Origin of the sequence: Shimazuella alba, from assembly GCF_009831235.1 — a bacterium.
In the GTDB taxonomy this organism is placed as follows: domain Bacteria; phylum Bacillota; class Bacilli; order Thermoactinomycetales; family Thermoactinomycetaceae; genus Shimazuella; species Shimazuella alba.
Window position 1 is genome coordinate 174,881 of the sequence record NZ_WUUL01000005.1, and the last position, 22,513, is coordinate 197,393.

The 22,513-nt window shown below is 39.8% G+C and carries 24 protein-coding genes and 1 riboswitch; of the genes, 8 read left to right on the forward strand and 16 right to left on the reverse strand.

Annotated elements, in window-relative coordinates; all coding sequences use genetic code 11:
- Positions 1–626: 626 nt before the first annotated feature.
- Positions 627–1,607: a tRNA modification radical SAM protein MnmL/YtqA gene (mnmL, locus tag GSM42_RS09370; RefSeq protein WP_338055280.1), complete on the forward strand. Its 981-nt coding sequence runs from the start codon at positions 627–629 to the stop codon at positions 1,605–1,607.
- A gap of 86 nt (positions 1,608–1,693) precedes the next feature.
- Here the strand turns inward: mnmL and GSM42_RS09375 are convergent, their stop codons facing one another.
- From GSM42_RS09375 to GSM42_RS09395, 5 genes are all read right to left on the reverse strand, one after another.
- Positions 1,694–3,130, reverse strand: coding sequence for an MATE family efflux transporter (locus GSM42_RS09375; protein WP_160801279.1), 1,437 nt, complete (start codon positions 3,128–3,130; stop codon positions 1,694–1,696).
- A gap of 669 nt (positions 3,131–3,799) precedes the next feature.
- On the reverse strand, positions 3,800–4,750 hold the full coding sequence (locus tag GSM42_RS09380; RefSeq protein ID WP_160801280.1) for a threonine ammonia-lyase: 951 nt from the start codon (positions 4,748–4,750) through the stop codon (positions 3,800–3,802).
- Positions 4,751–5,026: 276 nt separating this feature from the next.
- Positions 5,027–5,827 (reverse strand): hypothetical protein, encoded by an 801-nt coding sequence (locus GSM42_RS09385; protein ID WP_160801281.1) that lies wholly within the window; start codon positions 5,825–5,827, stop codon positions 5,027–5,029.
- Positions 5,828–5,939: 112 nt separating this feature from the next.
- The gene (locus GSM42_RS09390) at positions 5,940–6,749 is read right to left on the reverse strand and encodes a hypothetical protein (RefSeq protein ID WP_237446538.1); all 810 of its coding nucleotides are present in this window, start codon (positions 6,747–6,749) and stop codon (positions 5,940–5,942) included.
- Positions 6,750–7,099: 350 nt separating this feature from the next.
- Positions 7,100–7,504, reverse strand: a complete 405-nt coding sequence (locus GSM42_RS09395; RefSeq protein ID WP_160801283.1) for a S1 RNA-binding domain-containing protein — start codon at positions 7,502–7,504, stop codon at positions 7,100–7,102.
- A 271-nt stretch (positions 7,505–7,775) separates the two neighbouring features.
- On the opposite strand from GSM42_RS09395, the gene pckA reads away from it, so the two are divergent.
- A complete protein-coding gene (gene pckA, locus GSM42_RS09400) occupies positions 7,776–9,353 on the forward strand; it encodes a phosphoenolpyruvate carboxykinase (ATP) (RefSeq protein ID WP_237446539.1) in 1,578 nt (525 codons plus the stop codon).
- 379 nt (positions 9,354–9,732) lie between these two features.
- Here the strand turns inward: pckA and GSM42_RS09405 are convergent, their stop codons facing one another.
- The 5 genes from GSM42_RS09405 to GSM42_RS09425 form a co-directional block, all read right to left on the reverse strand.
- Positions 9,733–10,149 carry a hypothetical protein gene (locus GSM42_RS09405; RefSeq protein ID WP_028777849.1) on the reverse strand — a complete coding sequence of 139 codons (417 nt, stop codon included), beginning with the start codon at positions 10,147–10,149 and terminating at the stop codon, positions 9,733–9,735.
- Between the two features lie 269 nt (positions 10,150–10,418).
- Positions 10,419–10,643 (reverse strand): DUF2553 family protein, encoded by a 225-nt coding sequence (locus GSM42_RS09410; protein WP_160801285.1) that lies wholly within the window; start codon positions 10,641–10,643, stop codon positions 10,419–10,421.
- A gap of 18 nt (positions 10,644–10,661) precedes the next feature.
- Positions 10,662–11,042, reverse strand: coding sequence for a glycine cleavage system protein GcvH (gene gcvH, locus GSM42_RS09415; protein ID WP_160801286.1), 381 nt, complete (start codon positions 11,040–11,042; stop codon positions 10,662–10,664).
- Positions 11,039–11,488, reverse strand: a complete 450-nt coding sequence (locus GSM42_RS09420) for a TlpA family protein disulfide reductase (RefSeq protein WP_160801391.1) — start codon at positions 11,486–11,488, stop codon at positions 11,039–11,041. Before GSM42_RS09420 ends, gcvH begins: the two co-directional genes overlap by 4 nt.
- 78 nt (positions 11,489–11,566) lie before the next feature.
- Positions 11,567–12,106, reverse strand: a complete 540-nt coding sequence (locus GSM42_RS09425; protein ID WP_160801287.1) for a peroxiredoxin — start codon at positions 12,104–12,106, stop codon at positions 11,567–11,569.
- Between the two features lie 272 nt (positions 12,107–12,378).
- Between GSM42_RS09425 and GSM42_RS09430 the strand changes: the two genes are divergently transcribed.
- The 5 genes from GSM42_RS09430 (at position 12,379) to GSM42_RS09450 (ending at position 17,403) form a co-directional block, all read left to right on the forward strand.
- Complete coding sequence (locus GSM42_RS09430) at positions 12,379–12,729, forward strand: hypothetical protein (protein WP_160801288.1); 351 nt, start codon at positions 12,379–12,381, stop codon at positions 12,727–12,729.
- Positions 12,730–12,925: 196 nt separating this feature from the next.
- Positions 12,926–13,693: an AIM24 family protein gene (locus GSM42_RS09435; protein ID WP_160801289.1), complete on the forward strand. Its 768-nt coding sequence runs from the start codon at positions 12,926–12,928 to the stop codon at positions 13,691–13,693.
- 528 nt (positions 13,694–14,221) lie between these two features.
- Positions 14,222–14,620, forward strand: coding sequence for an SRPBCC family protein (locus GSM42_RS09440; RefSeq protein WP_160801290.1), 399 nt, complete (start codon positions 14,222–14,224; stop codon positions 14,618–14,620).
- A 41-nt stretch (positions 14,621–14,661) separates the two neighbouring features.
- Positions 14,662–15,030 (forward strand): DoxX family protein, encoded by a 369-nt coding sequence (locus GSM42_RS09445; protein WP_160801291.1) that lies wholly within the window; start codon positions 14,662–14,664, stop codon positions 15,028–15,030.
- Between the two features lie 1,515 nt (positions 15,031–16,545).
- Positions 16,546–17,403: an LPXTG cell wall anchor domain-containing protein gene (locus GSM42_RS09450; RefSeq protein WP_160801292.1), complete on the forward strand. Its 858-nt coding sequence runs from the start codon at positions 16,546–16,548 to the stop codon at positions 17,401–17,403.
- A 33-nt stretch (positions 17,404–17,436) separates the two neighbouring features.
- Here GSM42_RS09450 and GSM42_RS09455 read toward each other — a convergent pair whose 3' ends face one another.
- The 5 genes from GSM42_RS09455 to GSM42_RS09475 are packed head-to-tail and all read right to left on the reverse strand — an operon-like array spanning position 17,437 to position 21,081.
- The gene (locus GSM42_RS09455; protein WP_160801293.1) at positions 17,437–17,790 is read right to left on the reverse strand and encodes an arsenate reductase family protein; all 354 of its coding nucleotides are present in this window, start codon (positions 17,788–17,790) and stop codon (positions 17,437–17,439) included.
- Positions 17,791–17,802: 12 nt separating this feature from the next.
- Positions 17,803–18,360, reverse strand: coding sequence for a cob(I)yrinic acid a,c-diamide adenosyltransferase (locus GSM42_RS09460; protein ID WP_160801294.1), 558 nt, complete (start codon positions 18,358–18,360; stop codon positions 17,803–17,805).
- The gene (locus GSM42_RS09465) at positions 18,357–19,142 is read right to left on the reverse strand and encodes an ABC transporter ATP-binding protein (RefSeq protein WP_160801295.1); all 786 of its coding nucleotides are present in this window, start codon (positions 19,140–19,142) and stop codon (positions 18,357–18,359) included. Before GSM42_RS09465 ends, GSM42_RS09460 begins: the two co-directional genes overlap by 4 nt.
- Positions 19,139–20,158, reverse strand: a complete 1,020-nt coding sequence (locus GSM42_RS09470; RefSeq protein ID WP_160801296.1) for a FecCD family ABC transporter permease — start codon at positions 20,156–20,158, stop codon at positions 19,139–19,141. Before GSM42_RS09470 ends, GSM42_RS09465 begins: the two co-directional genes overlap by 4 nt.
- 2 nt (positions 20,159–20,160) lie before the next feature.
- Positions 20,161–21,081: an ABC transporter substrate-binding protein gene (locus GSM42_RS09475; protein WP_160801297.1), complete on the reverse strand. Its 921-nt coding sequence runs from the start codon at positions 21,079–21,081 to the stop codon at positions 20,161–20,163.
- A 77-nt stretch (positions 21,082–21,158) separates the two neighbouring features.
- Positions 21,159–21,365: riboswitch (cobalamin riboswitch) on the reverse strand.
- A gap of 104 nt (positions 21,366–21,469) precedes the next feature.
- Between GSM42_RS09475 and GSM42_RS21155 the strand changes: the two genes are divergently transcribed.
- Positions 21,470–21,661 (forward strand): zinc ribbon domain-containing protein, encoded by a 192-nt coding sequence (locus GSM42_RS21155; RefSeq protein ID WP_420820986.1) that lies wholly within the window; start codon positions 21,470–21,472, stop codon positions 21,659–21,661.
- Between the two features lie 160 nt (positions 21,662–21,821).
- On the opposite strand, the gene GSM42_RS09485 is transcribed toward GSM42_RS21155, so the two are convergent.
- Complete coding sequence (locus tag GSM42_RS09485; protein WP_160801299.1) at positions 21,822–22,325, reverse strand: glycerol-3-phosphate acyltransferase; 504 nt, start codon at positions 22,323–22,325, stop codon at positions 21,822–21,824.
- Between the last annotated feature and the right edge of the window lie 188 nt (positions 22,326–22,513).

Here is a 22,513-nt window from a genome sequence, read left to right on the forward strand (position 1 = left end):
ATATCGACAAATAAGTATGATTCAAGCAACTATTTGGAGCAGTTTTGGAGTAGTTGAACTGTAAAATGAATGTTTCTATGTATTTCAGACATAACTACTGTTCTCACTCATGTCTATCATACCGTAACCCTATGTCATCTTCAAAGGCACAGGAAAAGGAATGAATATACCAATGGATATATCCATAAGAAATGATAGTTTATTTGTAGCATGCGCCTAATAAACAGCTACTATACCAATTATACATCCAAATAGTAGAATTACCTGAAAAACAGTTAAAACGTAAAATAATACCCTCTCTAACTCTACTGCTTTCGGCGCAAAGAAACAATACATAAAAAGATAGTATTTTCATATGATGTCATGTTTTAATAGCAAGAAAAGTTGAATTTCAATTCCTTTCCTCCATCTGAATGACAAGGATCAGGTTACTCATCGTATCTGAAACTGCCACTCATTTCGGTTATATTTACCAATCAAATTTCGAATCTTTAAGAGATGTGTTAAAATAGTACTATTTGATAAGAAACCTTGATTTGTAAAGTCCAACCATATATAAAAACACATGAAAAGCCTCCTGTAATTTGTATACATTCTCTATTTTAACAGATAAAAGGATGATAATCGTGATTTTAAATAATCAGAAAACCTCACTACTATGGGGGGATAAACGGTACCATACATGGAATCATCATCTGAGGAAAGTACATGGTCAAAAAATATGTAAAATACCACTTGATGGAGGATTCACCTGTCCAAACCGCAACGGTGAGGTAGCAGTTGGCGGATGTACCTTTTGCAGCGCCAGAGGTTCTGGTGATTTCGCGGGTTATCGACGTGATGATTTAGTAAAACAGTTTGCTTCTGGTAAAAAAATGATGCAAGAAAAATGGCCACACGCAAAATATCTTGGCTATTTTCAAGCATTTAGTAACACATATGCTCCTGTGGAAGAACTACGCGACAAATACGAAGCTATCTTAGAGCAAGAAGATGTGATTGGCTTATCTATCGCAACCCGACCAGATTGTCTCCCGGATGATGTGGTCGAATATCTTGCAGAACTGAATGAGCGTACTTATCTTTGGGTGGAACTAGGACTTCAAACGATCCATGAGCATACTTCAGACTTGATTAATCGTGGACATGATTCCCAGTGTTTTATAGATGGAGTTGCTAAACTACGGAAACATGGTATACGTACATGTGCCCATATTATCCATGGATTACCCGGCGAAAAACCTGATGAGATGCTGGAAACTGTCCAAGCATGTGCCAATATGGATATTCAAGGTATTAAGATTCATCTATTGCATCTTTTAAGAAATACCCCAATGGTCAAACAATATGAAGCTGGACTATTAAAATTTCTAGATAAAAATACCTATGTAAACCTTGTATGTGACTCGCTTGAAATGCTGCCACCTGATGTTATCATCCACCGCATCACAGGAGATGGACCACCTGAGATCATGATGGGACCTATGTGGAGTACAAAGAAATGGGAAGTTTTAAATGCGATTGATAGGGAAATGGCAAGACGAGGATCCTGGCAAGGGAAATATGCAAAAGCAAGAAACCAAAAAGAAATCAATAAAACAGCATGAGTACAGATCTTCAGAGGCAATCACCTTACTTTTATGACTCGCCCCACTTTCTCATAGAAAGCGGGGCGTTTTGTCGTCAGTTAATCTTACTTACTCAACTGGCGACGCTTGATCCATTTGCGCGAGTAGAACCAGATCACCAAGATCATCGCTTGGCATAGATACTGAGCAGATTCTGCATAGTACAACGCCTGCCATCCCCAGTTATATTTGGAGGTCAGCCAAATTCCAGATACTAGCAGAACCGAACTTGTCGACACCGCGATGAAAACAGGTTTTGTATAGGAGACACCTTTGAACACACCAGTTACAACGAATGCGATTGCCCAGAAAGTTTCACCGATCACCATCATCGACAACATAAAGCCTGCATGTTGAAGAACCTCTGGGTCATCAGTGAAGAAGCGAACCATCCACTCTCCACAGAAGAATTGAAAGAGCCAGATCACCACGGACAAGAAAGTGACCAGACCAATTCCCCAGGTACAGTAACGCATCACTGCCCGATAGTCCCTCTTTCCATATTGCTCACCCACCAGTGCAATTGTCGCACTAGCCAAACCCGTCACCATAGGTGGCATGATGAAGTTCTTGATCTGAACGACAATTCGTGAACCTGCGTAAATATCAGGTCCAAAGGGAAGGAAGACTCGAAAATAATAGAACATCGCTGCCTCGTTGGACAACCCACCTGCAATGATGGAAGAAGACTGGATCGTCAACCTTTTCAAGATCAACCCATCCAGCTTCCATGACTGCTGAGTCCCGAGGAAAATTTTTCGTCGAACAATTGGGATGAGATAGCACATGCCTACCATCTGAGAAAAGACAGTTGCACAAGCTACTTCTACAAGTCCAAAATGGACGAAGAACAACACTGTATTGAGACCCAGCTGACAGACATTCATACAGATACCTGCATGAAGCGATGATTTGCTGTCTTTGATCCCAAGGAGTGCACTTCCTAACGTGGCCATCAGAAACGAAAGGATTGATGCACCTCCGACGATACGCAAGTAATCTGCACCAATGCTAACGATTTGTTCATCTGCTCCATAAAGTCGGAGAAGCTCTGGAGCAAAGCCGATACAGAGAAAACCAAACACTAGACTCAGAGCAACAGACAGGTAAATCGCTTGGACCGTTACCACCTGTCGGTACTCTCTACGCGATTGTACTTTTGTCCGCAAAGAAATTAGATGCTTATATTCCCTGTTGCCCTTAACTGTTGTGTTTTTCCTTTTTGATCGCCTCCATACATGTAGAAGCGACTTTTCTTTCTTTTTAGAACCCGCTTTCAGCGGCAACGTTTCAGACACCAACGCAGTTGTCATACTAGAGATGCCATACCGAAATACATACACAACGAGAAGGACAGTAAACGCTAGTCCTACTGCGCTTACTTTATCCAAACCTAGGGTGGCCACAAAGATGGCATTGATGAACAAGCATCCAACCTGCAGAAAGTTGTCGAAAATGGTTGGACGTGCGAGTCTAATCAGATTCCGCACATAGTGATTCATGTGATTCCTTACGGTAGAGATCGATATCTATGATTCGAGTATATTACAAAATAGAAATAATAGGAATATTATCTATCATTAATTTATTTAGGAAAATAATTAGATCTTGTTGTATTTGGGAAATATTAACCTCAATCATGTTAGTTACTGTTAAGTAGCACAAACAGTTTGTGTACCTTTCTGATCCAACAAAGAAGAAGTAACGAATCATCCAATCATAGTGGAAATAATAGCGACTCTTATGACAATTTCCAGTGATGAAAGTTGAGTTTTCTGTTGAAACCTTCAAATTAGAGGTGTATTTACACATCGCAAAAATAATGTTGATGTCCCATAGAATATTCATTCTGTGATACGTAAGAATGTTTCCTTTCTCACTTGTGGAATCAACATGCTGGCATGAAGTCGATATTTATGTATAACGTAAGGAAATATGCTTATATGCAGACAATCGAAAAAGAACGCTAGGAGGAAGTGAGGGAACATAAATCGCAAGTACTCTTATTTACATTTTCTTCAAGATTTATTTAGAAATGCTAAACAATACTCATCCTCCAAGTAATCGAATACAATCTCCATTACATGGGGGACATATTTGTGACCTTCTGGCTATTATTTATCTGTTTTACCATCCAGTCACTTGTTCACCCTTTAAAGGCAGGGCGAAATTCACATCAATTTTCCAAATTTAGTAATGATTTCTTCGAATTTAACTGCATCAACATTACGTCCAGAGAGGATCGTAGCGACGTTCTTTTCTTTCACATCAATGCATCCAGCGAGTAGTGCGGCAACGCCGACAGCTGCCGACCCTTCGATATTCAGGTTATGCTCCTCGTAAAGCCATGCCATCGCCATTGAAATATGGGGCTCTTCGACGAACTCACGATATCGAAACATCTTGGGCCGATACCGCCGCTGAGTCCTTCCGCCAAAAGACTCCTCATAGGTAACTGAGACGATCTCACCTGCATGCAAGGAGTAGTACCAAGGCGGCGACGCCACTGACTGAACGCCGATAATCCGAATATCCTTTTTGATCGATTTAGCCGCGATGGACAGCCCACTGAGCAGAGCACCTCCACCAGCAGGGACGATCAAGATGTCAATGCTGAGATTTTCTTCTCCCTCTAGCATCTCCAATCCAATCGTACCATGCCCAGCAATGATCGCCGGATCCTCAGACTCGTGAATAAGATACCAATCGTTTTCACGAGCCAGCTTTTGGGCTTGAACCTCTGCTTCGTCGTAGGTAGTTCCATGCTCAAGCAGCTCGCCACCGTTACGAAGAATTCCTACCCGCTTTTCCGAGATGGTATACGCAGGCACGACGACCCAAGAAGGAATCCCAAGCAACTTTGCCACATAAGTGACGGCCAAGCCATGGTTCCCGCATGAAGCAGTAACCACACCTTTCTGACGCTCTTCTGGTGTCATCAACAGCATCCGAGACATCACTCCGCGGATCTTGAACGCACCAGTTCTCTGGAAGTTTTCCTCCTTGAACCAAATGCTCTTTGCCCCTGTAACCGCCGCCAGCTTAGACGACTGATTCACGAATTCGCGAATCCGCTCTTTCGCCTCGCGAATGTGATCATACGTTACATCTAGTGGATGCATTAAAGCTCCTATTTCTATGAATGATATTGAGAATTATTAGCGATATGGTGCATTCGTGTTGAAAAAATCTGAATAAATCATAGGCTTGTTCATTCGTACATCTATTAAACACATCTACCTTATGCTTTTTGTTCTCTATAATTTTACATCCTCCACACTTTGAACTCCACAAAGAGTCCAGTGTGAAGGATGTATGTGTGCCTACTACCACTAAGTTTTCGGGGTAGCAAGTCATCTAAGACTCAGGGAAGACTCCCAGTCTAATCTCATTCTCTTCTACTTTACTTGCCCCACGACAACAGCGAGTCGGTTATACCCAGGCCGAATGTCGTTCTCCCCAGATGTCACGAACATCTTGTGCTTCTTCACTGAGGACATATTCTTAAATGCCTCATCTACCTCTTCCTCAGAGAACGATCCCATAGGGATTTGCACTCCATAAGGAGTTGCGAAGGGACCTGATTCCAACACAACCACGATGGCAAAACGTCCATCGCTTCTAACATACCGAAGCATGTTACGCCAAGTCCACTCGCCTATGTGCTTGTTCTTGCTCATGGCCTCTCCAATGTAGAGACCAAAAACTGCCTCGTACTGCCACTCTGGTGTCCAGAGTGGATTGCCTGCAACGCAGCGGGTAGCTAGGACGGCCCTATCCAAGGAATCGCGAAAATGCTTCCCTCCTTGGTGACCAATAAATGTGTCATAGGGAATCCATGTCTCAGGAGTAAAAATGTCCTGTTCGTTTCCCCGAACGTCTCGACCGCGGTACACCTGACCATCAAGGCCTAGGAGATCTGTCATGTAGGCGCGATCGTTGGGAAGGGCTTCAAGCTGATCAATGATGCCATCAGGCTTGAGATAACCGATCATTGCCATGGGACCTAGAAAACTTGCTCCTAGATTGAAAACTCCAACGGACTCAAGGCTCTTTGGCCTTGTGGGAAACTCCTGAAAAAGAATTTCCAGAGTTTCCTGGTCGTCCTTAGGACAGGAATAGCTTTGCAAGTAGCTGAGCGGATTGCAACAACTAGCCCACAGGGGGAGGTTGTTCGAGAGTGGCTTAGAACTTTCCACAACAGACTCCTTCAATTGTTGATGCTAATAGACTGTTATGCCAACTTTATAGTTGACATTGCGTTCAGAAGGATTTTCTTTTTTATCTCCACCTGAACACTGAACCTTGAATTCATCGAATTCGTCGTCCAACGACGATGGCGGTTCCTCCATGTCCCTCACGGAAGTTGATGCGAACTTCCTCCGCTGTGCATTCCACAGGGAGCATAGCGAACATCTCCACTACATCCTCGATGGTCAGATTAACCGCAGGGAAGAAAGTGAACTCTCCTGCAGAGTAGCCGGTTGATCCAAGGACAATCGTGATCACAAACGGAGCACCGATCCGCAGAGAGTTGATAAACGACCTCCACGCATCGAGACACTCGTCCTTGGATGTAGTGATCGATTCTGCACAAAAACCAGAAGCTCCAATGCCGAACCGACTGGGGAATCTCTCCCCGAGGGTATAGATATCTCCTTTAACAGCCTTTATCCGGCGCTGAGCATCCAGGAGCGTATTGTAGAAGAGACTTGCGTCACCGTAAATCTCTCCACCTTTTCGCAAGATGTGGGCACCATGTTCTCGCCAGATTACACGAGTGTCTGCCTCCACCTCCTGTCCGAGCAGATCTAGGCCCCGATAGAGGTGAGGACCCCCGTTTGCACCGAAATGCATCTGGTACTCCAGATTGCTTTGGCTCTTATCTGCCGCAAAAACCATCCCAGACTTAAGGAATCGCAGCAGAATCATGCCCCAAAGAGGGTACGGACCCGAGCCTGCATCAATCCCAGGAGCATCGATACTTTCGGGCATTACAAGCATCTTCTTGAGTTTCATGAGAGAAGCCACTGTGGTTGCTCGATCAACCAGTCTGAAACCCTCTTGGCTGTATGTTGTATAGTCAGCCGGATTGAACAAATTGAACGGCGTATGCAGCATTACTAATTCCTTTCCTTCTATCCACGACCATCGTAGATTGATCTAATTATATCAAATCTACAATCCAGATAAATAGAAAAGTTTAATTTGCAAGAAGATTACACCAATATGAAATAACGAACAAAATGCAGAGATCTTTACACAGGAGCAATAATTTATTCATCTAGAACTAAGTACTCTATCATCTTTGAACTTCCATAGGTTGCAGAGCCTGATGGAACGGAACTTACAACATCTTATTTCGCCATAAAAAATGCACCCCTTAAAAATTGGTTTTTTATAGCCAATTTTTAAGGGGTGTTTGTCAATAAACAAGGATGTTTTTTAATGAAAAAGAAAAAAACCGAGGCTTATCGGTTTTTCTTCTGCTTCGCAGCTAGTGCACTCAAGCGCTCTTCACTGCTCTTCATCCACTTTTTCATCATATCTTCAAAATCGGTAGGATTATTGTTGTTATTTCTCCGTGATCCACCGCGGCGGTCTCCTCCACCACGCTTGTTGTCGCGGGCTGGTCGATCATCACTCAATGCTTTGATCGAAAGGGATATTTTTCCGGATGGGTCAATCGATAGCACCTTTGCTTTTACGCTTAGTCCTACTTGGAGAACATCTTCAACTTTTTCTACATATTTACTAGAGATTTGGGAAATGTGGACCAAGCCTGTTTCTCCCGACTCTAATTTAACAAAGGCGCCAAAGGGTTTCGTTGAGATTACCTCTCCTGTAACGACGGCCCCTTCCTTTAACTCACTCATTATAACACTCCCGAAAGGATAATCAGTTCCGTAAAAAGATATCATTATTTTCATTCCTTGTCAATGGGCGTTTATGACTCCCTACAATCGATTTTCTTATTCTATCTGCAAATTTCATATTCATGTGAATCGAGACATAATATTATTAGAATATTCAATAATGTCCTGTGCAACGTTTTACCCTGTTTTCCAACTCCATGAATTTTGTTATACTAGGTCGAATGCATTCAGACATGATAACTACTTAAAAAACAAAGGAATGAGGATGCAGATGGATAAGGTTCTTGGGAAATCAGCAAACACCATCCCACTTGAAGGCATGCTGCACAAAAATCTTTCAGTTGCCGAATTAACAGAACAGGCCGTAAAAAGGAAAGAAGCTGTTTTAACAGAAAACGGTGCACTTCGTGCAGTAACTGGTGAGTTTACTGGTCGTTCACCACTGGACAAATATACCGTAAACAATGAACTAGTTGCAGAGAAAATGGACTTCACTACTAACCAAGCCATGGAACCCGAAAAGTTTGCAAAAGTTTATGCTCGTTTAGAAGCATACTTAAAGGAAAAAGAATTATTTATTTTTGACGGATTTGCTGGAGCAGACCCAGATTATCGCTTACCAATCCGTGTTATCAACGAGTACGCTTGGCATAATTTATTTGTTCATCAATTATTTATCCGCCCTACTGAAGAAGAACTCGCGGAACATGTTCCTTCCTTTACTGTGATTTGTGTACCACATTTTGAGATCAATCCCGAAGAAGATGGGACACGTTCCAAAACACTGATCGCTGTTAACTTTGAACAACGAATGGTCATCATCGCAGGTACACATTATGCTGGTGAAATGAAAAAATCTATCTTCACAGTAATGAATTACTTGTTGCCAGACCAAAACGTCATGCCCATGCATTGTTCTGCAAATGTCGGAAAAGCAGGAGATGTAGCACTCTTTTTTGGCCTGTCTGGGACTGGTAAAACAACACTCTCTGCTGATCCAGAACGTGGTTTAATCGGCGACGATGAACATGGTTGGTCTGAAAATGGGGTATTCAACTTTGAAGGTGGATGCTACGCAAAATGTATCGGTCTCTCAGCTGAAAAAGAACCTCAGATTTGGAACGCAATTCGATTTGGTACCGTGCTTGAAAATGTTGTCTTAGATGATAACCGTATTCCTGTTTATAGCGATAATACCCTTACGGAGAACACTCGGGCAGCATATCCAGTTGATTTCATCGACGGTGCGGTTATTCCTGGTGAAGCAGGACATCCAAAAGTTATCTTATTCTTAACAGCGGACGCTTTTGGTGTATTGCCTCCAATTTCCAAACTAACTCCAGAACAAGCAATGTATCATTTCTTATCTGGCTATACCAGTAAATTAGCAGGTACAGAGCGCGGCGTGACAGAGCCAGAAGCGACATTCTCCACTTGTTTTGGAGCACCATTCTTACCAAGACCTGCTCATGTGTATGCAGATCTTTTAGGCAAAAAAATCGCAGAACACCAAACCCAGGTTTATCTTGTGAATACGGGATGGACTGGCGGAGCATATGGTGTTGGCAAACGAATGAACCTAAAATATACCCGTGCGATGGTTACAGCAGCATTAAACGGAGAGCTTAACAAAGTTGGATATATTCATGATCCTGTTTTTCAATTCTCTATTCCAACTCGTTGCCCTGGTGTTCCTGCTGAGTTATTAAATCCACGTAATACATGGAGCGATCATGCAGCATATGATAAACAGGCGAATGCTTTGGCAGAACGTTTCCAAAAGAACTTTACAAAGTTTGCCAGTGTAGACGCAAAAATAGTTGATTCGGGACCAAAACTGTCATTATAAAATAAGAAAACAACTCTATCGAAAAGAGGAGTTGTTTTCTTATTTTTCCGCCCCTACATCCGTTTCGATGACGGGGGTTTCCTCTCCATGACCTCATTTGCTTTATTGGTCCCTATATTCATCTTTATTAGGAGCTTTTGGCATTTCTCTATTTCATTTTCGTAAGGATCTCATGTCGTCCAAACGATTGAAAACAGTCTATCTGTAAGATCTTGCGGGACAAGAAAATCATCTATCGTCTCAAGAAGTTCCTCGTAACGAGTTTGAATGTTAAAATAAAAAATACTCCTTGATATCTCCTTTATACAGCAAATGACAGAATACTATTATAAAATTTAATTGACAGAAATAAAAAAAGCCCTCAAGGGGCTAAAAGCTATTACAAACTGCTCTCCTTTTGTCTCTCCAACTGGATTAACCGTTTGCTCAGTACACGGAGGCGGTTCTTCAGTTCATTGGCCCAAGACTGGTCGGGTTTCGAGATGAGAAGAAGATCGAGAGACAAATCAATTTGTTCCCTTAAAACTGCCTCTACATCATCCTCCTGGAAGCTAAAACAGGATTCCTTCCAAGTAGCCATGAGTTCGGGGTCGACTTGTTCGTAGAGGGACGTTTCTTTCACACGATCTTCTAAAGCATACTCTAGCACCAAATCAAACTGCTCTTTGGCTGCCGGGTGAACCTCGACATTGTGGCAAACAGGACAAAATAGCAACGGTACCTGATGAACTTTCACTGATTTTTGTTTCAGTGATCCAACCATCCCAATCATGCTAGCTCCACAACAGTAGATCATGTTATATTCCCTCCTTACCCCTCAATGATCAAAATAGATCAAAAAAGGTCTGAAGAACTTGTTTGTTACTAATATTTTACCACAAAATTTTGTTTATAAAACCTTCAAGTACTACCATTTTAAAAAAAATTAAAGGTAGTAGTTTCCTGGAAATACCAACCAATTTGTTCATATTTTCAGCAGGAAATCTATCGTTTTTTTCATACAACAAAAAAATAGCTAGAGACCGGGTCTCTAGCTAGGACAAATTTCTCTTTTTTCTTACCTTATTAACACCAGCCCATGTCACAGTTTTGAGCATATTGATCTTCAAAAGCATAGGAACCAACCGCATACACATGAGATTGATCCAGCTCAAACCCATCATACATGGTCATGCCCTGACCTTGTACAGGCAACTCACCGATTGGTTGATGATTATGGTACAAGATCAACTTTCCGCCTTCAAACTTACCGGTAATTTTTCTTGTAATATTAACGCGATAATCACTCATCGGTGAACCTCCTGTCACTTATTCAGATACACTCTGTTGATATTGCTCAGCTGAAAGAAGTTGCTCTAGCTCACTTTCATTTGCAATCTCAACTTTAATCATCCAACCAGCCTCATATGCTGCTTCGTTCACATCTTCTGGTGTATCTTCCAAACCGCCGTTAACAGCAATAACCTTACCAGAGATCGGAGCATACAATTCGGAGACAGTTTTCACGGACTCTACGCTACCAAATACATCGCCTGCATGAATCTCAGAACCTTCTTCGGGTAGTTCAACAAATACAATATCTCCAAGTTCTGATTGAGCAAAATCAGTAATACCAATTGTAGCAGTGTTACCTTCTATTTTTACCCACTCATGTTCTTCTGTATAACGAAGTTCTGCTGGTAGATTCATGATGTTGTCGCCTCCGCCTGTAACACTCTCTCTAATGGTTTTTTTAGCATGGATAGTGCTTTTTCTCCTGCTGAACGATGACGAAGAACGCCCTCACGATCAAATAAATAAAATGCAGGAACAAATTCGTTTTGAAAAGCATCCACAACATTGTGTTCGTTATCAATTCCTTGCGCATGTTGCAGTTCATACTTGGCTATGGTTTCTTTCACAGCCACAATATTGGTATCCTTTTCAGAGCGAGGCATATGAATCCCAACAATCTGTAAATCTGGATATGCTTCGCGCATTTTATTGATCTCAGGCAGGCTCTCTTTGCACATTCCACAACTAATAGACCAGAAATGAACAAGCACAGGTTTTGATGCTAGGTCATTCTTGTTAACTTCTCCATTCACCCATTCTGTTATACCGGAAAGTGCTGGCATTTCAGTACGCAAACGCATTGGCATAGTCAATTCCTCCTCGATAGAAAATGAAAAGAGCGAACGACCCCTATAATAGGAGCCGTAATTTGGTATTCTTTATAGATTTTTTTGACCAGGTTTCCAGTCAGCTCCACAAAGTCCGCCTGTTTGCAACGCTTCAAGAACACGTAAGGTTTCATCCACGCTGCGACCTATGTTGTTATCAGTTACAACTTGATAACGAACAATTCCTTCTGGATCAATGATAAAGAGTCCACGAAGTGCAATCCCTTCTTCTTCTAGAAGAACCCCATAATCTCTGCTTACACTATGAGTTGTATCTGCTCCAAGAGGATATTTGATTTCACCTAAACCATTATCATCACGAGATGTATGTATCCATGCACGGTGTGAGTACTTGCTATCTGTACTTACTCCAAGAATGTCGCAGTCAAGGTCAGTAAATTCTTCATAACGATCACTTAAAGCAGTGATTTCAGTTGGGCATACAAAAGTAAAATCTAATGGGTAGAAAAATAGCACCAACCATCTGCCCTCATAATCAGCTAAAGAAACCTTTTCATCTAGGGTCTCCAAGTTTTTGGTACTTTCCATTTCAAAAGCTGGCGCTGGTAAACCTACTAAACGAGATGCCATTTCTTCTAGTCCTCCTAAATACATTACATTTTATCGACTATATTATATCCAATTAGTGTACATTGGAATGCAAATTTAAGATAACATACTTACGAAATGATAGTCAATACTAGATGAGATTAACTATAATCTAAAAAGCATTCTCATCTATTCGCAAGAATACCTATTTTTATACCGAGAAAAGTGCACTAAAATAAAAGAAAGGAGTGTAAAATATTGGAGCAAATTATTTCTATTTTTATCTGTTTCATTTTATTAGCAGGTTTTGTTCTATGTTTGACCAGAAAAAAGAAAACAGCCTTCCAAAAGCTCATATGGTTACAAATGGACCAGTTGCAATTCGACCTAATGCTCAAGGAGCAGAAGTTTGGTTTGAATCGATTCCATACCCACCATCTAAAGAAAAATATCCGATTCGTTCTAACGGAGGAATATGTCCAAATACAAAAGAAAACCATTCTGTTTCCATATCGGATGAGTTTGATTGGTATCAAGATGAGGTATTATATATCCAATTACAAGATCCCAAATATAAAGGCTATGATGTAGCACCTGTAGCAGTGGAACAAATTGGCACAGAAGTCCTAAAGAGCACTCTACAATTAAAGAAACGGATCACGTAGGAGCAAAAAACGCAAAACCTGCACGTGTGTTCATTAAATTTAAAAAAGGTGCACTTTATCAGAAGCGGTTCCTAATTATTAATGAAACTGGCCAAACTCTCAAAACTAGTTAAATTTTTCGTTCTTTCTAGTGTGTTTTCATGTATCATAGAAGGAGAACTTTATTTTATTTTCATTCAAGGAGGTAAAATCCTTTATGTCACAAATGTTTGATGTAATCGAGTCCATACAGGGAGCTGCTGCTCGATTTGAAATTTTGCGCTATAAGCCACTCCAAGTAGCTAGTTTATACAGTGCACAAAAAGCAGGTTCACGTCTGCATCAAGTACGTGTTGTACTGCAAAATGGTAGTGTCATCACAGAAGCTGGTGCATTATCATTTGCAAAAGGTCACATTACTGCTGATAACAACGTTGGAGGTGGAAAGGGAGCTGCTGGTTTGCTGAAAAACATAGCAAGTTCTATGTTAACACAAGAATCCACTTTTAAACCAAGTTACACCGGTTCTGGTGAAGTATACTTAGAACCAAGTTTTGACCATTTTCTACTATATCAATTAAATAACGAAGAAATTATCGTTGACAAAGGTATGTTTGTTGCTTGTGAAAGTTCGGTAAGTGTTGGTGTAGCTGCTCAAAAATCCATTTCAGCAGCATTAAAAGGTGGAGAGGGACTTTTCCAAACAAGCCTGAAGGGTTATGGATTAGTTGTTCTTCAAAGCCCTGTTCCAGCACATGAAATCATGAAACTTCAATTAAATAATGAACGCCTTCAAGTAGATGGCAACTTTGCTATTCTTCGTAATGGTAACATCAGCTTTACCGTCGAACGTTCAGCAAAATCAATTGTAGGTTCTATGACAAGCGGAGAAGGATACCTACAAACATTTACTGGAACTGGATCTGTTTGGGTTGCACCTACTTTTCCTATCTATCATCCTCCAGTTGTCCCACCAAGAGCTTAGTAACTCACAACCACCAGTTTAAACTGGTGGTTTTTTATATTAGTGCCTGTTGCATTATTCGTCCAAAAAGCGAAGATGGTCACCTAAGATTTGGACCTTAAAAGCATAGCTATCGAGCGGCTGTATACTGTTTTCATATTTTATTTATGCAACAACCTCTTTATATAAAAATAACACTTGACATGACACTATTTGGTGTCCTATTATGAAATTGTGAAAAGGACACTATTTGGTGTTGGATTAATAGACAAAAATTGCGGAGGACGGTGTTGTGAAGGGGAAAAAAGTTAATGGATGTTTATATGCTCCATGAGTTAACTGAACCGTTTCAATGGGTCGCACGTGGTACCCAAACTTAGCTATCCTTAAAAATGCCCGTCTTGCCCCATCAGTCGAAAAGTTGGCAAGAAAACCCGATATCGCCTAGATGCAGAACTGCTTCGAGAGATTCGAGATTGGGTGAAATATTGCACAAAATTTTGCAATAAAGAAATATCTTTAGACAAATTATTAGAGGAGGAGCAATAAATGCCGACAGTTTCATTGGATTTTCAGTTTTCTAGTTCCATCGACCGTGTTTGGTTAGCATTAACAGACTCAAAAAAACTTGCAAAATGGGTAATGAATAATAATTTTAAACCAGTAGTCGGTCACAAATTCCAGTTTTGGACAGAGCCAAATAAATGGTGGGATGGAGTTGTTGATTCTGAAGTGCTTGTTGTGGATGAGCCCAATACGCTATCTTACACTTGGATCACAGACGGAGAAAACACGATAGTGACATGGACATTGAAAGAAGTAGACGGCAATACCCACTTAAGTCTTGTTCACACCGGATTTGAAAATGAAGGTCATGCGTACAATGGAGCGAAACTTGGTTGGATAAAAATGGGGAACCAACTTGAAAAGATGTTAGCAGAACTGTAATACGAATGGTACGTTACTTAAAATAACTGGAGGAAATCTTCATGTTTATATTTTCCATCGTTCTTCAATCTTTACTAATCGCCTATTATATCTTCTCAGGAGTCAATAAGATCGCTGGAGCCAAATATTGGGTTGATGTATTCAATCAAATTAAATTACCTCATTGGTTTCGTGTCGTTACAGGCTATGTCCAACTTGTTGGGGCCACAATGCTTATTATTGGCTACTGGTTCGAAGGGGCAGTAATATGGGGTGGAATTTGGCTTGGAATTACGATGATAGGGGCTATTATCGCACATATCAGGGTCAAAGATCCATTCAGCAAAACGGCTGCGGCTATCGTATTTCTTGTATTGATCATTATTTTAGTAACAATAAATGCAGATAGTCTTTTTCAACCCTTTTCATAAAAGTATCATAATTAAACTAATTGTCCTGACTCGATTATCGAGTGTATAAAGAGGAATTTCTTGATAAGAAGGAATTAATATTATCAAATAATCAGATTATTGTTTTTCCCTTCAACTGATATAGATAAACCCTTTAGTAACCCAATATATAAGTGCCCGTTGCATAATTAACGGTTCCAAGCGCTTTGTAAATACTAGAACCGATTTTCAAGTTAGCCAGAAAATCAAATCTAATAAGTAAACTAAATCCAAATGACATGTCGATCGTAGCAATCAATACCTATTGGAGTCAAAACTATCCAATCATTCGCGCACAAGCGAAATACATTCCTTGACCAAGTTGATATTTTAGCACAAGCATTTCAGAAAGCTGAATCAGCAGATACTTCCCTGCTGGGTATCGGCAATTGAGGAATGGAGACTATATTTTTGCATGTTTAGGGGAATCCTATAAATTGAAGCTATTTATTATGCACAGAAGCAGAAAAAATTGTGGTACTTGATTAGCCTCTAACCAAAAATTTGTTTTTGATCATATAACACCTTTGTAATTTGCAAGTTGTTATTTCTTCTTACACTTTTTAGGAGATGTACAAAAATACCCTGTATTCTAATAAAAGTTAAAAAAGTCCAACCCACAAGAGTTACATCCTATCAAGAAGCCGGATAATAAAAAAATCTTCTTTATTTAAACCTTTCCTCCACCTACGCTAACTCTTAGAGGTGGGGGATTCTTGGGTAGTACTTGGTACTTCAAGGAAGTGGACCAAGCCTCATACCGTAGTCCTACTTCGATTAATCCCAAACCTTCTTGCAAGATATTTATGTGCTGCGTTGAGATGAATGCCACATACTGGCATCTCTTTAATTGAGCTCCTTCACTGCGTAAAACATTAGAGGCAGAAAGAGAACTAGAACTACTGGTAAACAAACACCACTGGAACTTACTTTGGTCCAAGCGTTCTGCTCATGCGGTACACATCTAACGCATGGGACGGGCTAAAAAAACAGCCCTGAACTCTGAGTTGCAAATGAATTACATGAGTGAACTACCTAAAATCTCACGACTTTAGTTGAGTCTTTCTTTCGTTTTCCCATTACTCTTGTCATTGACGGAGTACCTTTTACCCTCCTCAGATATTCTTTTGAATGCAATGCCATCCAATCACATTTCGTTTTAGATTCTACCATTTCAGCATGCATAGTACCAAGAACACATTTTATCAACATATTAGACATTATTTTGTACCAATCATAAGGTAAAAATACATTCCCATGTCCTGAATTTTTTGTTATTCTATTGAGGTGCTTTTTCAAATGTTTAATTATCCCAACTAAAAACCCACTAAATTCACCGAAAAATATTAAAATTTACATTGGAAATAAGCATATTCAGACTGTTTTTATGTCTAAATTGTTAATCTTAAACATATTTAGTCAATTTTTTTCATTATGAAGCAGGAAATAGTCTGTTTTAGCCTAATATATATAGGCATACGAGGAGGTATTACCTAAATGTTAAAATTTGTTAAGCGTTATTCTTTACTAGCCCTCATGGCTATCTTTGCTTTTAGCTTCATCCCATCTATGGCTTCTGCAACTACACTCAAACAGGAAGTAGATTTGAAAATTTTGGGTGAAGCAAATGTATTGAACATTGCAAAAGTCGGTGGAAAATGTGACAAAATCTATGTACAAATCCGTACGAAAGAACTAAATAAAATAGTAGATGTAAGCAAGTTAAAAGTTTCTCTGAAGTATGATATCTACCATCATATCAACAAAAATGCTTTAAAAGGTAAAATCGTAGCAAATGGAGAAGTTTCTACCAAACAAAAAGGTGATTTCTACGAAATCTCTTATGATCCAACTGCTAATCCAAATGGACCTGCTGGTAACTATGCTTTAAAAGTATACCTTGTTATCGGTAAACATAAATCTAAAATCCCAGTTATTGTTAACGTGAAAATTAATGAACCATGTAAAGGCAACAACAATGGTGGCGCTAACAACGGTGGTACAAACAATGGCGGTACTGACAATGGTGGTACTACAAATAACGGTGGTACTGACAACGGTGGTACAAACAATGGCGGTACTGACAATGGTGCTACAAACAATGGCGGTACTAACAACGGTGGTACTGACAATGGTGCTACTAACAACGGCGGTACAAACAATGGCGGTACTGACAATGGTAGTGCAAATGCAGGAACTAATGCTGGTGCGAACGCTGGAGCAGCAAATGCTGGTAAAACCCCAGGTGGTAAACTACCAAAAACAGCTACCAACTATGCTAACACCGCAGTTTTTGGTGCAGCACTTGCTCTAGCTGGTGTAGCAGTACTTGCTTATCGTCGTCAAACTAACTAATACATAAAAAAAGCTACGTAATCGTAGCTTTTTTTATGTCCATTTTTCTTTCCATTCTTCTTCTTTAAATCCAACGGATATTTTTTCTCCATCTGTTAGAATTGGTCGTTTGATAAGCATCCCGTTAGAAGCTAACAAATCTATTTTTTCTTGGTCGGTCATGTTCGGCAGACGTTTGGAAAGTTCTAACTGGCGATAAACTTGTCCACTGGTATTAAAAAATTTTTGAATTGGAAGCTCACTGACAGAAATCCACTTTTTTAGTTCTTCTACTGTAGGCGTCTCTTCGACAATATGTCTATTATCATAAGATATTCCTTGATTATCAAGAAATTGCTTAGCTTTACGGCATGTTCCGCATTTCGGATATTGTAAAAAGGTTAACATCGATCTTTACTCCTATTCCTTTTTAAACTTCTGATCACTTTTATAAGGGATATCTTCTCTTTTTGCACGTACATTCACCACACGAGCCATCGTAAACAAAAGATCAGACAATCGATTTAAATAACGTCTGACTTCCCCATTTGCTTCTTCCAATCTACAAAGTGTTACGACTCTTCGTTCTGCTCTTCTCGCAATAACACGACAAAGATGAAGCGCAGCTGCTTGACTTACACCTCCTGGAAGGATAAAAAAACGTATAGGAGGGCATTTTGCATCATAACGATCAATTAATTGTTCCAAATCATCCACCATATGTGCATGCACTTTATAACTACGATTTTTACCTACTTGGGCTAAATCACCACCAGCATCAAATAAATGATGCTGAATAATGGTCAAATCATCGATTAAATCTGCATGTTCCCTATCTAGTTTCGCTATAGCATCCCCAATGAATGCATTCAGTTCATCAATTGTTCCATAAGCCTCTACCCTGCTATCATCTTTGCTCCTTCTGTCTCCTATTAAACCAGTCTGACCTTCATCCCCTGTTCGTGTGTATATTTTCATTTCTTTTCCCCTTTCAATAATATTTGTGGAACTCTTTGATATGGGTGATCCATCAAGATCGGCTCTACTTCAAACGTTTTTTTGATATTATCAAAAGTTACTATTTCTGAAGTAATTCCCATATCCACCATCTTGCCTTCTTTTAATAGAAAACATCGATCACTATACAAACTAGCCAGATTAATATCGTGAAGCACAGAAATAATAGTAGTTTGCTTCTTTTGCTGCCATTTCCGTAATAAATCAAAGAATGTAAGTTGGTAGTAGATATCTAAATAAGTAGTTGGCTCATCCAATAGAAGAATTTCTGGTTCCTGTGCAAGAGCCAGTGCTATCGCTACTCTTTGTCGTTCTCCTCCGCTCAGTTCGCTCATTTGCCGTTTGCGAAGAAGAGCTGTATCTGTGAATGATAGAACTTCTTCTACTATTTCCAAATCCTCTTTTTGATACCATGGTAAATTCAACTTTTTATATGGATAACGCCCCATTCTTACAATCTCTTCCACCGTATTCGGCATATCTGGTAATGCTTCCTGCGTAAGGTAGGCAATTATTTTTGCTCTTTCTTTGACAGGATACTTTTCTATCCTTTTTCCTTTCAAACAAATTTGCCCATCATTAATCTTTGTACTTCCAGCAATACAAGATAGTAAAGTGCTTTTTCCACTACCATTTGGTCCCAGTATACTTACCCATTCGTTTGAATGAATTTGAAAATTAATATTTTGGAGAATTGGTTTTGTGTCATACCATTTACTTATTCCCTCTGCACTTAAAATCATGAGGATTCTCCAGTCATTTTTTGAGTAGTTTTATGTAACAAAATCGCAAAAACAGGTGCTCCAAAACAAGCTGTTATAACCCCAACTGGAATTTCCCGTGGTTCAAATAACACCCTTGTCAGCGCATCACTTCCAACTAAAAATATTGCTCCCACGAGAAAAGAATAAGGAATCAGGTAACGATGGTCAGATGTTTTTATTAGTATCCTGACAAAATGAGGAATAACTAGTCCGACAAATCCAATCATACCGGATACGGATACAGCAATTGATGTAATCAGTGATGCAATGACTAATAAAATAATTCTTGTTCGATAAACAGACACACCTAAATGGGTAGCCGGTAGTGTACCTAGTAAAAAAATATTCAATTCTCGACTGCCAAGCCAAAGTAAAAAGCCACCTACAAAGCTTACTGGAAGCAAGAATAGAACATGATCCCAGTCACGAAGAGTGAAACTGCCCATTAACCAAAATTGAATGCGAGCAAGCTCTGTTTGTGACATCGATAATAAAAAAGTAAGAATGGCTGCAAAAAAAGCATTTACCACCACACCTGACAATAACAAAGATTGCACCTGTAATCGCGATCGAGTGAGTAGAAGCACACAAGCCAGCGCTAAAACTGCACCAAGAAAAGAAAAGATAGGGATTTGCCATCCCTGCAAGAGAAGTACACCCCAACCGCTTGTTATCGCAATAACAGCACCAACTGCTGAACCAGAAGAAATACCAAGTATGTACGGATCAGCTAGCGGATTTCGTAGTAATGATTGATAGATGGCACCTGCTAGAGCTAACGATCCCCCTACTAGGGCAGCAACACATACACGAGGAAAACGAATTTTCCAGATAATAGCGCTAGTTGCTGGATCAGTTTTTACCAATCCAAATAGAGTCCCCCAAACTTCCTGTACGGAGATGGAAGTACTTCCTACAGACAGTGCAATACTCATAGTTAGAAAAAGAGTGAGGAAAAAAAATACTCCCCACCACATATCACCTATTCTTTTCATGTTTATTTTACCTGACCAGGGTAGAATGTTTTTGCGAGTTGATGCATCGCTTCCATAATCCGAGGTCCAGGTCTTGATACGATATTGGGATCAATGGAAGTAATTCTTTTTTCCTGTACTGCACGTATGGCGTTCCAACCAGCTCGATTTTGAATGGTTTTGGTATCTCCATACATGGAAACAATAACATCAGGATTCCATTTTACAACTGTCTCTGATTGTACTTGTGGCCAACCGTTTAAGTTTTTTGCTACATTATCGCCGCCAGCAATACTAGTTAATTCATTCAATAAGGTACCTTTACCTGCTGTAAATAAAGAAGGATCAGATTCTAGCCAGACCTTCACAGCTTTCTCTTTCTTTACTGCTGCTACCTGACGGAAAATTTTAAGTTTCTCTGCTTCCATTTTTCCAATTAATTTATCCGAATTACGGAGTTGATTTGTTACTTGTCCTGCTATATCGATCGATTGGTATACTTCTTTAATTGAATTTGCATCCAATAATACAACCGTAAGCCCTAATTTCTTTAATTTATCAACCGTTTCTTTACCATTTAGGCTAGATGCAAATATGATATCCGGTTTTTGCGCCAATACTTTCTCTGCATTTATCGTCATATCACCTACTTTTGGTAGGCTCTTCACTTCTTTTGGATAGTCGTCATTGGTTGTAACACCAACTACATTTTTCCCTGCACCTATCGCAAACAATATTTCAGTATTGCTTGGTACTAATGAAACAATACGTTCTGGTAATTTAGGTATCGTTACTTTATTTCCCGCTTGATCCGTTATGGTTAGAGGATAACGAACATCACCAGAGTCTACCGGAGAATTTTCTTCCGTCGTACTTATGGCTTGACATCCCATTAAACTTAAAAGAAAAACAATCATAAAAGACCATAAAGCAAACTTTTTCATTTTTTCCTCCTCAAACATTTGTGAATTTCTGGGAGGTTACATGCGAAAAATTCGCATCTCCTTTATCCCGAAGGAGAACGAAACCAGAAAAGTAGGCAGGTATCCTGACTTTGGTTCATCAGCTTCTAGCGCCTTCCCATCACCATCATGGTAGTAGATGGTAGACATAACAAATGCCTACAAGACAGTGGCTCAAAACTAGTTGCCTCTTCCATCACAGTGGCGGGACCGTGCTGGATTTCCACCAGCTTCCCTCTTTTATAACCTACTTCTTACATTGTCGTTCACTTCATTATAACATTGTGAGCGAGAAAACCCACAGTAGGGGTAGTGGGATGAAAGCAAGCGCCAGACGAGGATAACTTTTGTCATCTTAGAGGTTGGTGAAATCGATCCTTCGTGGTCGGAGTTTGTTTCGATGTTGAAATACAAAGCGAAAGAATATAGAAGAAAAGTGGTAAAGGTAGAAAAATTCTTTCCCTCCAGCCAGCTTTGTTCGTGTTATGGTCATCGAAACCAAGAAGTGAAGAAGCTACGGCTACGAGCATGGACTTGCCCTCAATTGCAACGAACACCATGACCGAGACATCAATGCAGCCAAGAACATTTGCAAGAAGGTAGAAGATTACTTGCCATGGGTCTCACGGTCTAAGCTTGTAAACTTCTTTGGAGTACCGAGGATTACCCATGAATCCTGCTGCTTTAGCCGTGCATTTATGAACAGAAGGGTTACAAACACACTACCAATTGATCTGTTTCTCTAAACCGCGTCGATATCGTCGAAAATGAGATCTTTGCTCCAAACATACCATCATACCAAGGCATACGATGGTAGCCCAAACAGCCAAATGCGCGGCTAAAACGAAACCAAAAATAGAAACTGATGCAACTGTAAAGTAAGTAGAAAGAAAATAATATTTGGTTATAAATAAACTAATGAGAAAAGCCAATGCCCCTACAACAATAAGGATGGGACTTAATACTAATGTAGATCCTGCTGCTACTGCAAAAGTATTACATTTTGTTAGAAAAATTGCAGCTACTACTGCTATGATTGCTGCTAAATATGCTGCTATCCACCCAGCTATGAGATAAGCAAGGAAGGTAATACATAACCCTTTTATCATATCCAGTAACCAATAGACAATGATTGAAATTGTATAATGACGTGGATGAAAAGCAATTAATTTTGGGATAGGCACAAGCATAATTCCAACACTGAGTAAACTTGTTACGATTATCATTACACAACCTCCTGTCCTTTTTGCAATTCTTATGAGCGGAACAAAAAGTTAGAACAAAATTTATTTCATGCATTTCATAGAGCTGATTTCAGATTGAAACACTACTGTATAAACAAGTCTAATTGATTAAATTCTATTCACTTTTTATGAAACATAAAAAAGCTTGCCGACCTTTATCAGTCGACAAG

What these genes read in the sequence shown, in the direction of transcription:
- GSM42_RS09375 (WP_160801279.1), bottom strand. Translation starts at nt 3,130, where the DNA reads ATGAATCACTATGTGCGGAATCTGATTAGACTCGCACGTCCAACCATT.
- GSM42_RS09380 (WP_160801280.1), bottom strand. Translation starts at nt 4,750, where the DNA reads ATGCATCCACTAGATGTAACGTATGATCACATTCGCGAGGCGAAAGAG.
- GSM42_RS09390 (WP_237446538.1), bottom strand. Translation starts at nt 6,749, where the DNA reads ATGCTGCATACGCCGTTCAATTTGTTCAATCCGGCTGACTATACAACA.
- GSM42_RS09395 (WP_160801283.1), bottom strand. Translation starts at nt 7,504, where the DNA reads ATGAGTGAGTTAAAGGAAGGGGCCGTCGTTACAGGAGAGGTAATCTCA.
- pckA (WP_237446539.1), top strand. Translation starts at nt 7,776, where the DNA reads ATGGATAAGGTTCTTGGGAAATCAGCAAACACCATCCCACTTGAAGGC.
- GSM42_RS09405 (WP_028777849.1), bottom strand. Translation starts at nt 10,149, where the DNA reads ATGATCTACTGTTGTGGAGCTAGCATGATTGGGATGGTTGGATCACTG.
- GSM42_RS09410 (WP_160801285.1), bottom strand. Translation starts at nt 10,643, where the DNA reads ATGAGTGATTATCGCGTTAATATTACAAGAAAAATTACCGGTAAGTTT.
- gcvH (WP_160801286.1), bottom strand. Translation starts at nt 11,042, where the DNA reads ATGAATCTACCAGCAGAACTTCGTTATACAGAAGAACATGAGTGGGTA.
- GSM42_RS09420 (WP_160801391.1), bottom strand. Translation starts at nt 11,488, where the DNA reads ATGCGTTTGCGTACTGAAATGCCAGCACTTTCCGGTATAACAGAATGG.
- GSM42_RS09425 (WP_160801287.1), bottom strand. Translation starts at nt 12,106, where the DNA reads ATGGCATCTCGTTTAGTAGGTTTACCAGCGCCAGCTTTTGAAATGGAA.
- GSM42_RS09430 (WP_160801288.1), top strand. Translation starts at nt 12,379, where the DNA reads ATGTTTGACCAGAAAAAAGAAAACAGCCTTCCAAAAGCTCATATGGTT.
- GSM42_RS09435 (WP_160801289.1), top strand. Translation starts at nt 12,926, where the DNA reads ATGTCACAAATGTTTGATGTAATCGAGTCCATACAGGGAGCTGCTGCT.
- GSM42_RS09440 (WP_160801290.1), top strand. Translation starts at nt 14,222, where the DNA reads ATGCCGACAGTTTCATTGGATTTTCAGTTTTCTAGTTCCATCGACCGT.
- GSM42_RS09445 (WP_160801291.1), top strand. Translation starts at nt 14,662, where the DNA reads ATGTTTATATTTTCCATCGTTCTTCAATCTTTACTAATCGCCTATTAT.
- GSM42_RS09450 (WP_160801292.1), top strand. Translation starts at nt 16,546, where the DNA reads ATGTTAAAATTTGTTAAGCGTTATTCTTTACTAGCCCTCATGGCTATC.
- GSM42_RS09455 (WP_160801293.1), bottom strand. Translation starts at nt 17,790, where the DNA reads ATGTTAACCTTTTTACAATATCCGAAATGCGGAACATGCCGTAAAGCT.
- GSM42_RS09460 (WP_160801294.1), bottom strand. Translation starts at nt 18,360, where the DNA reads ATGAAAATATACACACGAACAGGGGATGAAGGTCAGACTGGTTTAATA.
- GSM42_RS09465 (WP_160801295.1), bottom strand. Translation starts at nt 19,142, where the DNA reads ATGATTTTAAGTGCAGAGGGAATAAGTAAATGGTATGACACAAAACCA.
- GSM42_RS09470 (WP_160801296.1), bottom strand. Translation starts at nt 20,158, where the DNA reads ATGAAAAGAATAGGTGATATGTGGTGGGGAGTATTTTTTTTCCTCACT.
- GSM42_RS09475 (WP_160801297.1), bottom strand. Translation starts at nt 21,081, where the DNA reads ATGAAAAAGTTTGCTTTATGGTCTTTTATGATTGTTTTTCTTTTAAGT.
- GSM42_RS09485 (WP_160801299.1), bottom strand. Translation starts at nt 22,325, where the DNA reads ATGATAATCGTAACAAGTTTACTCAGTGTTGGAATTATGCTTGTGCCT.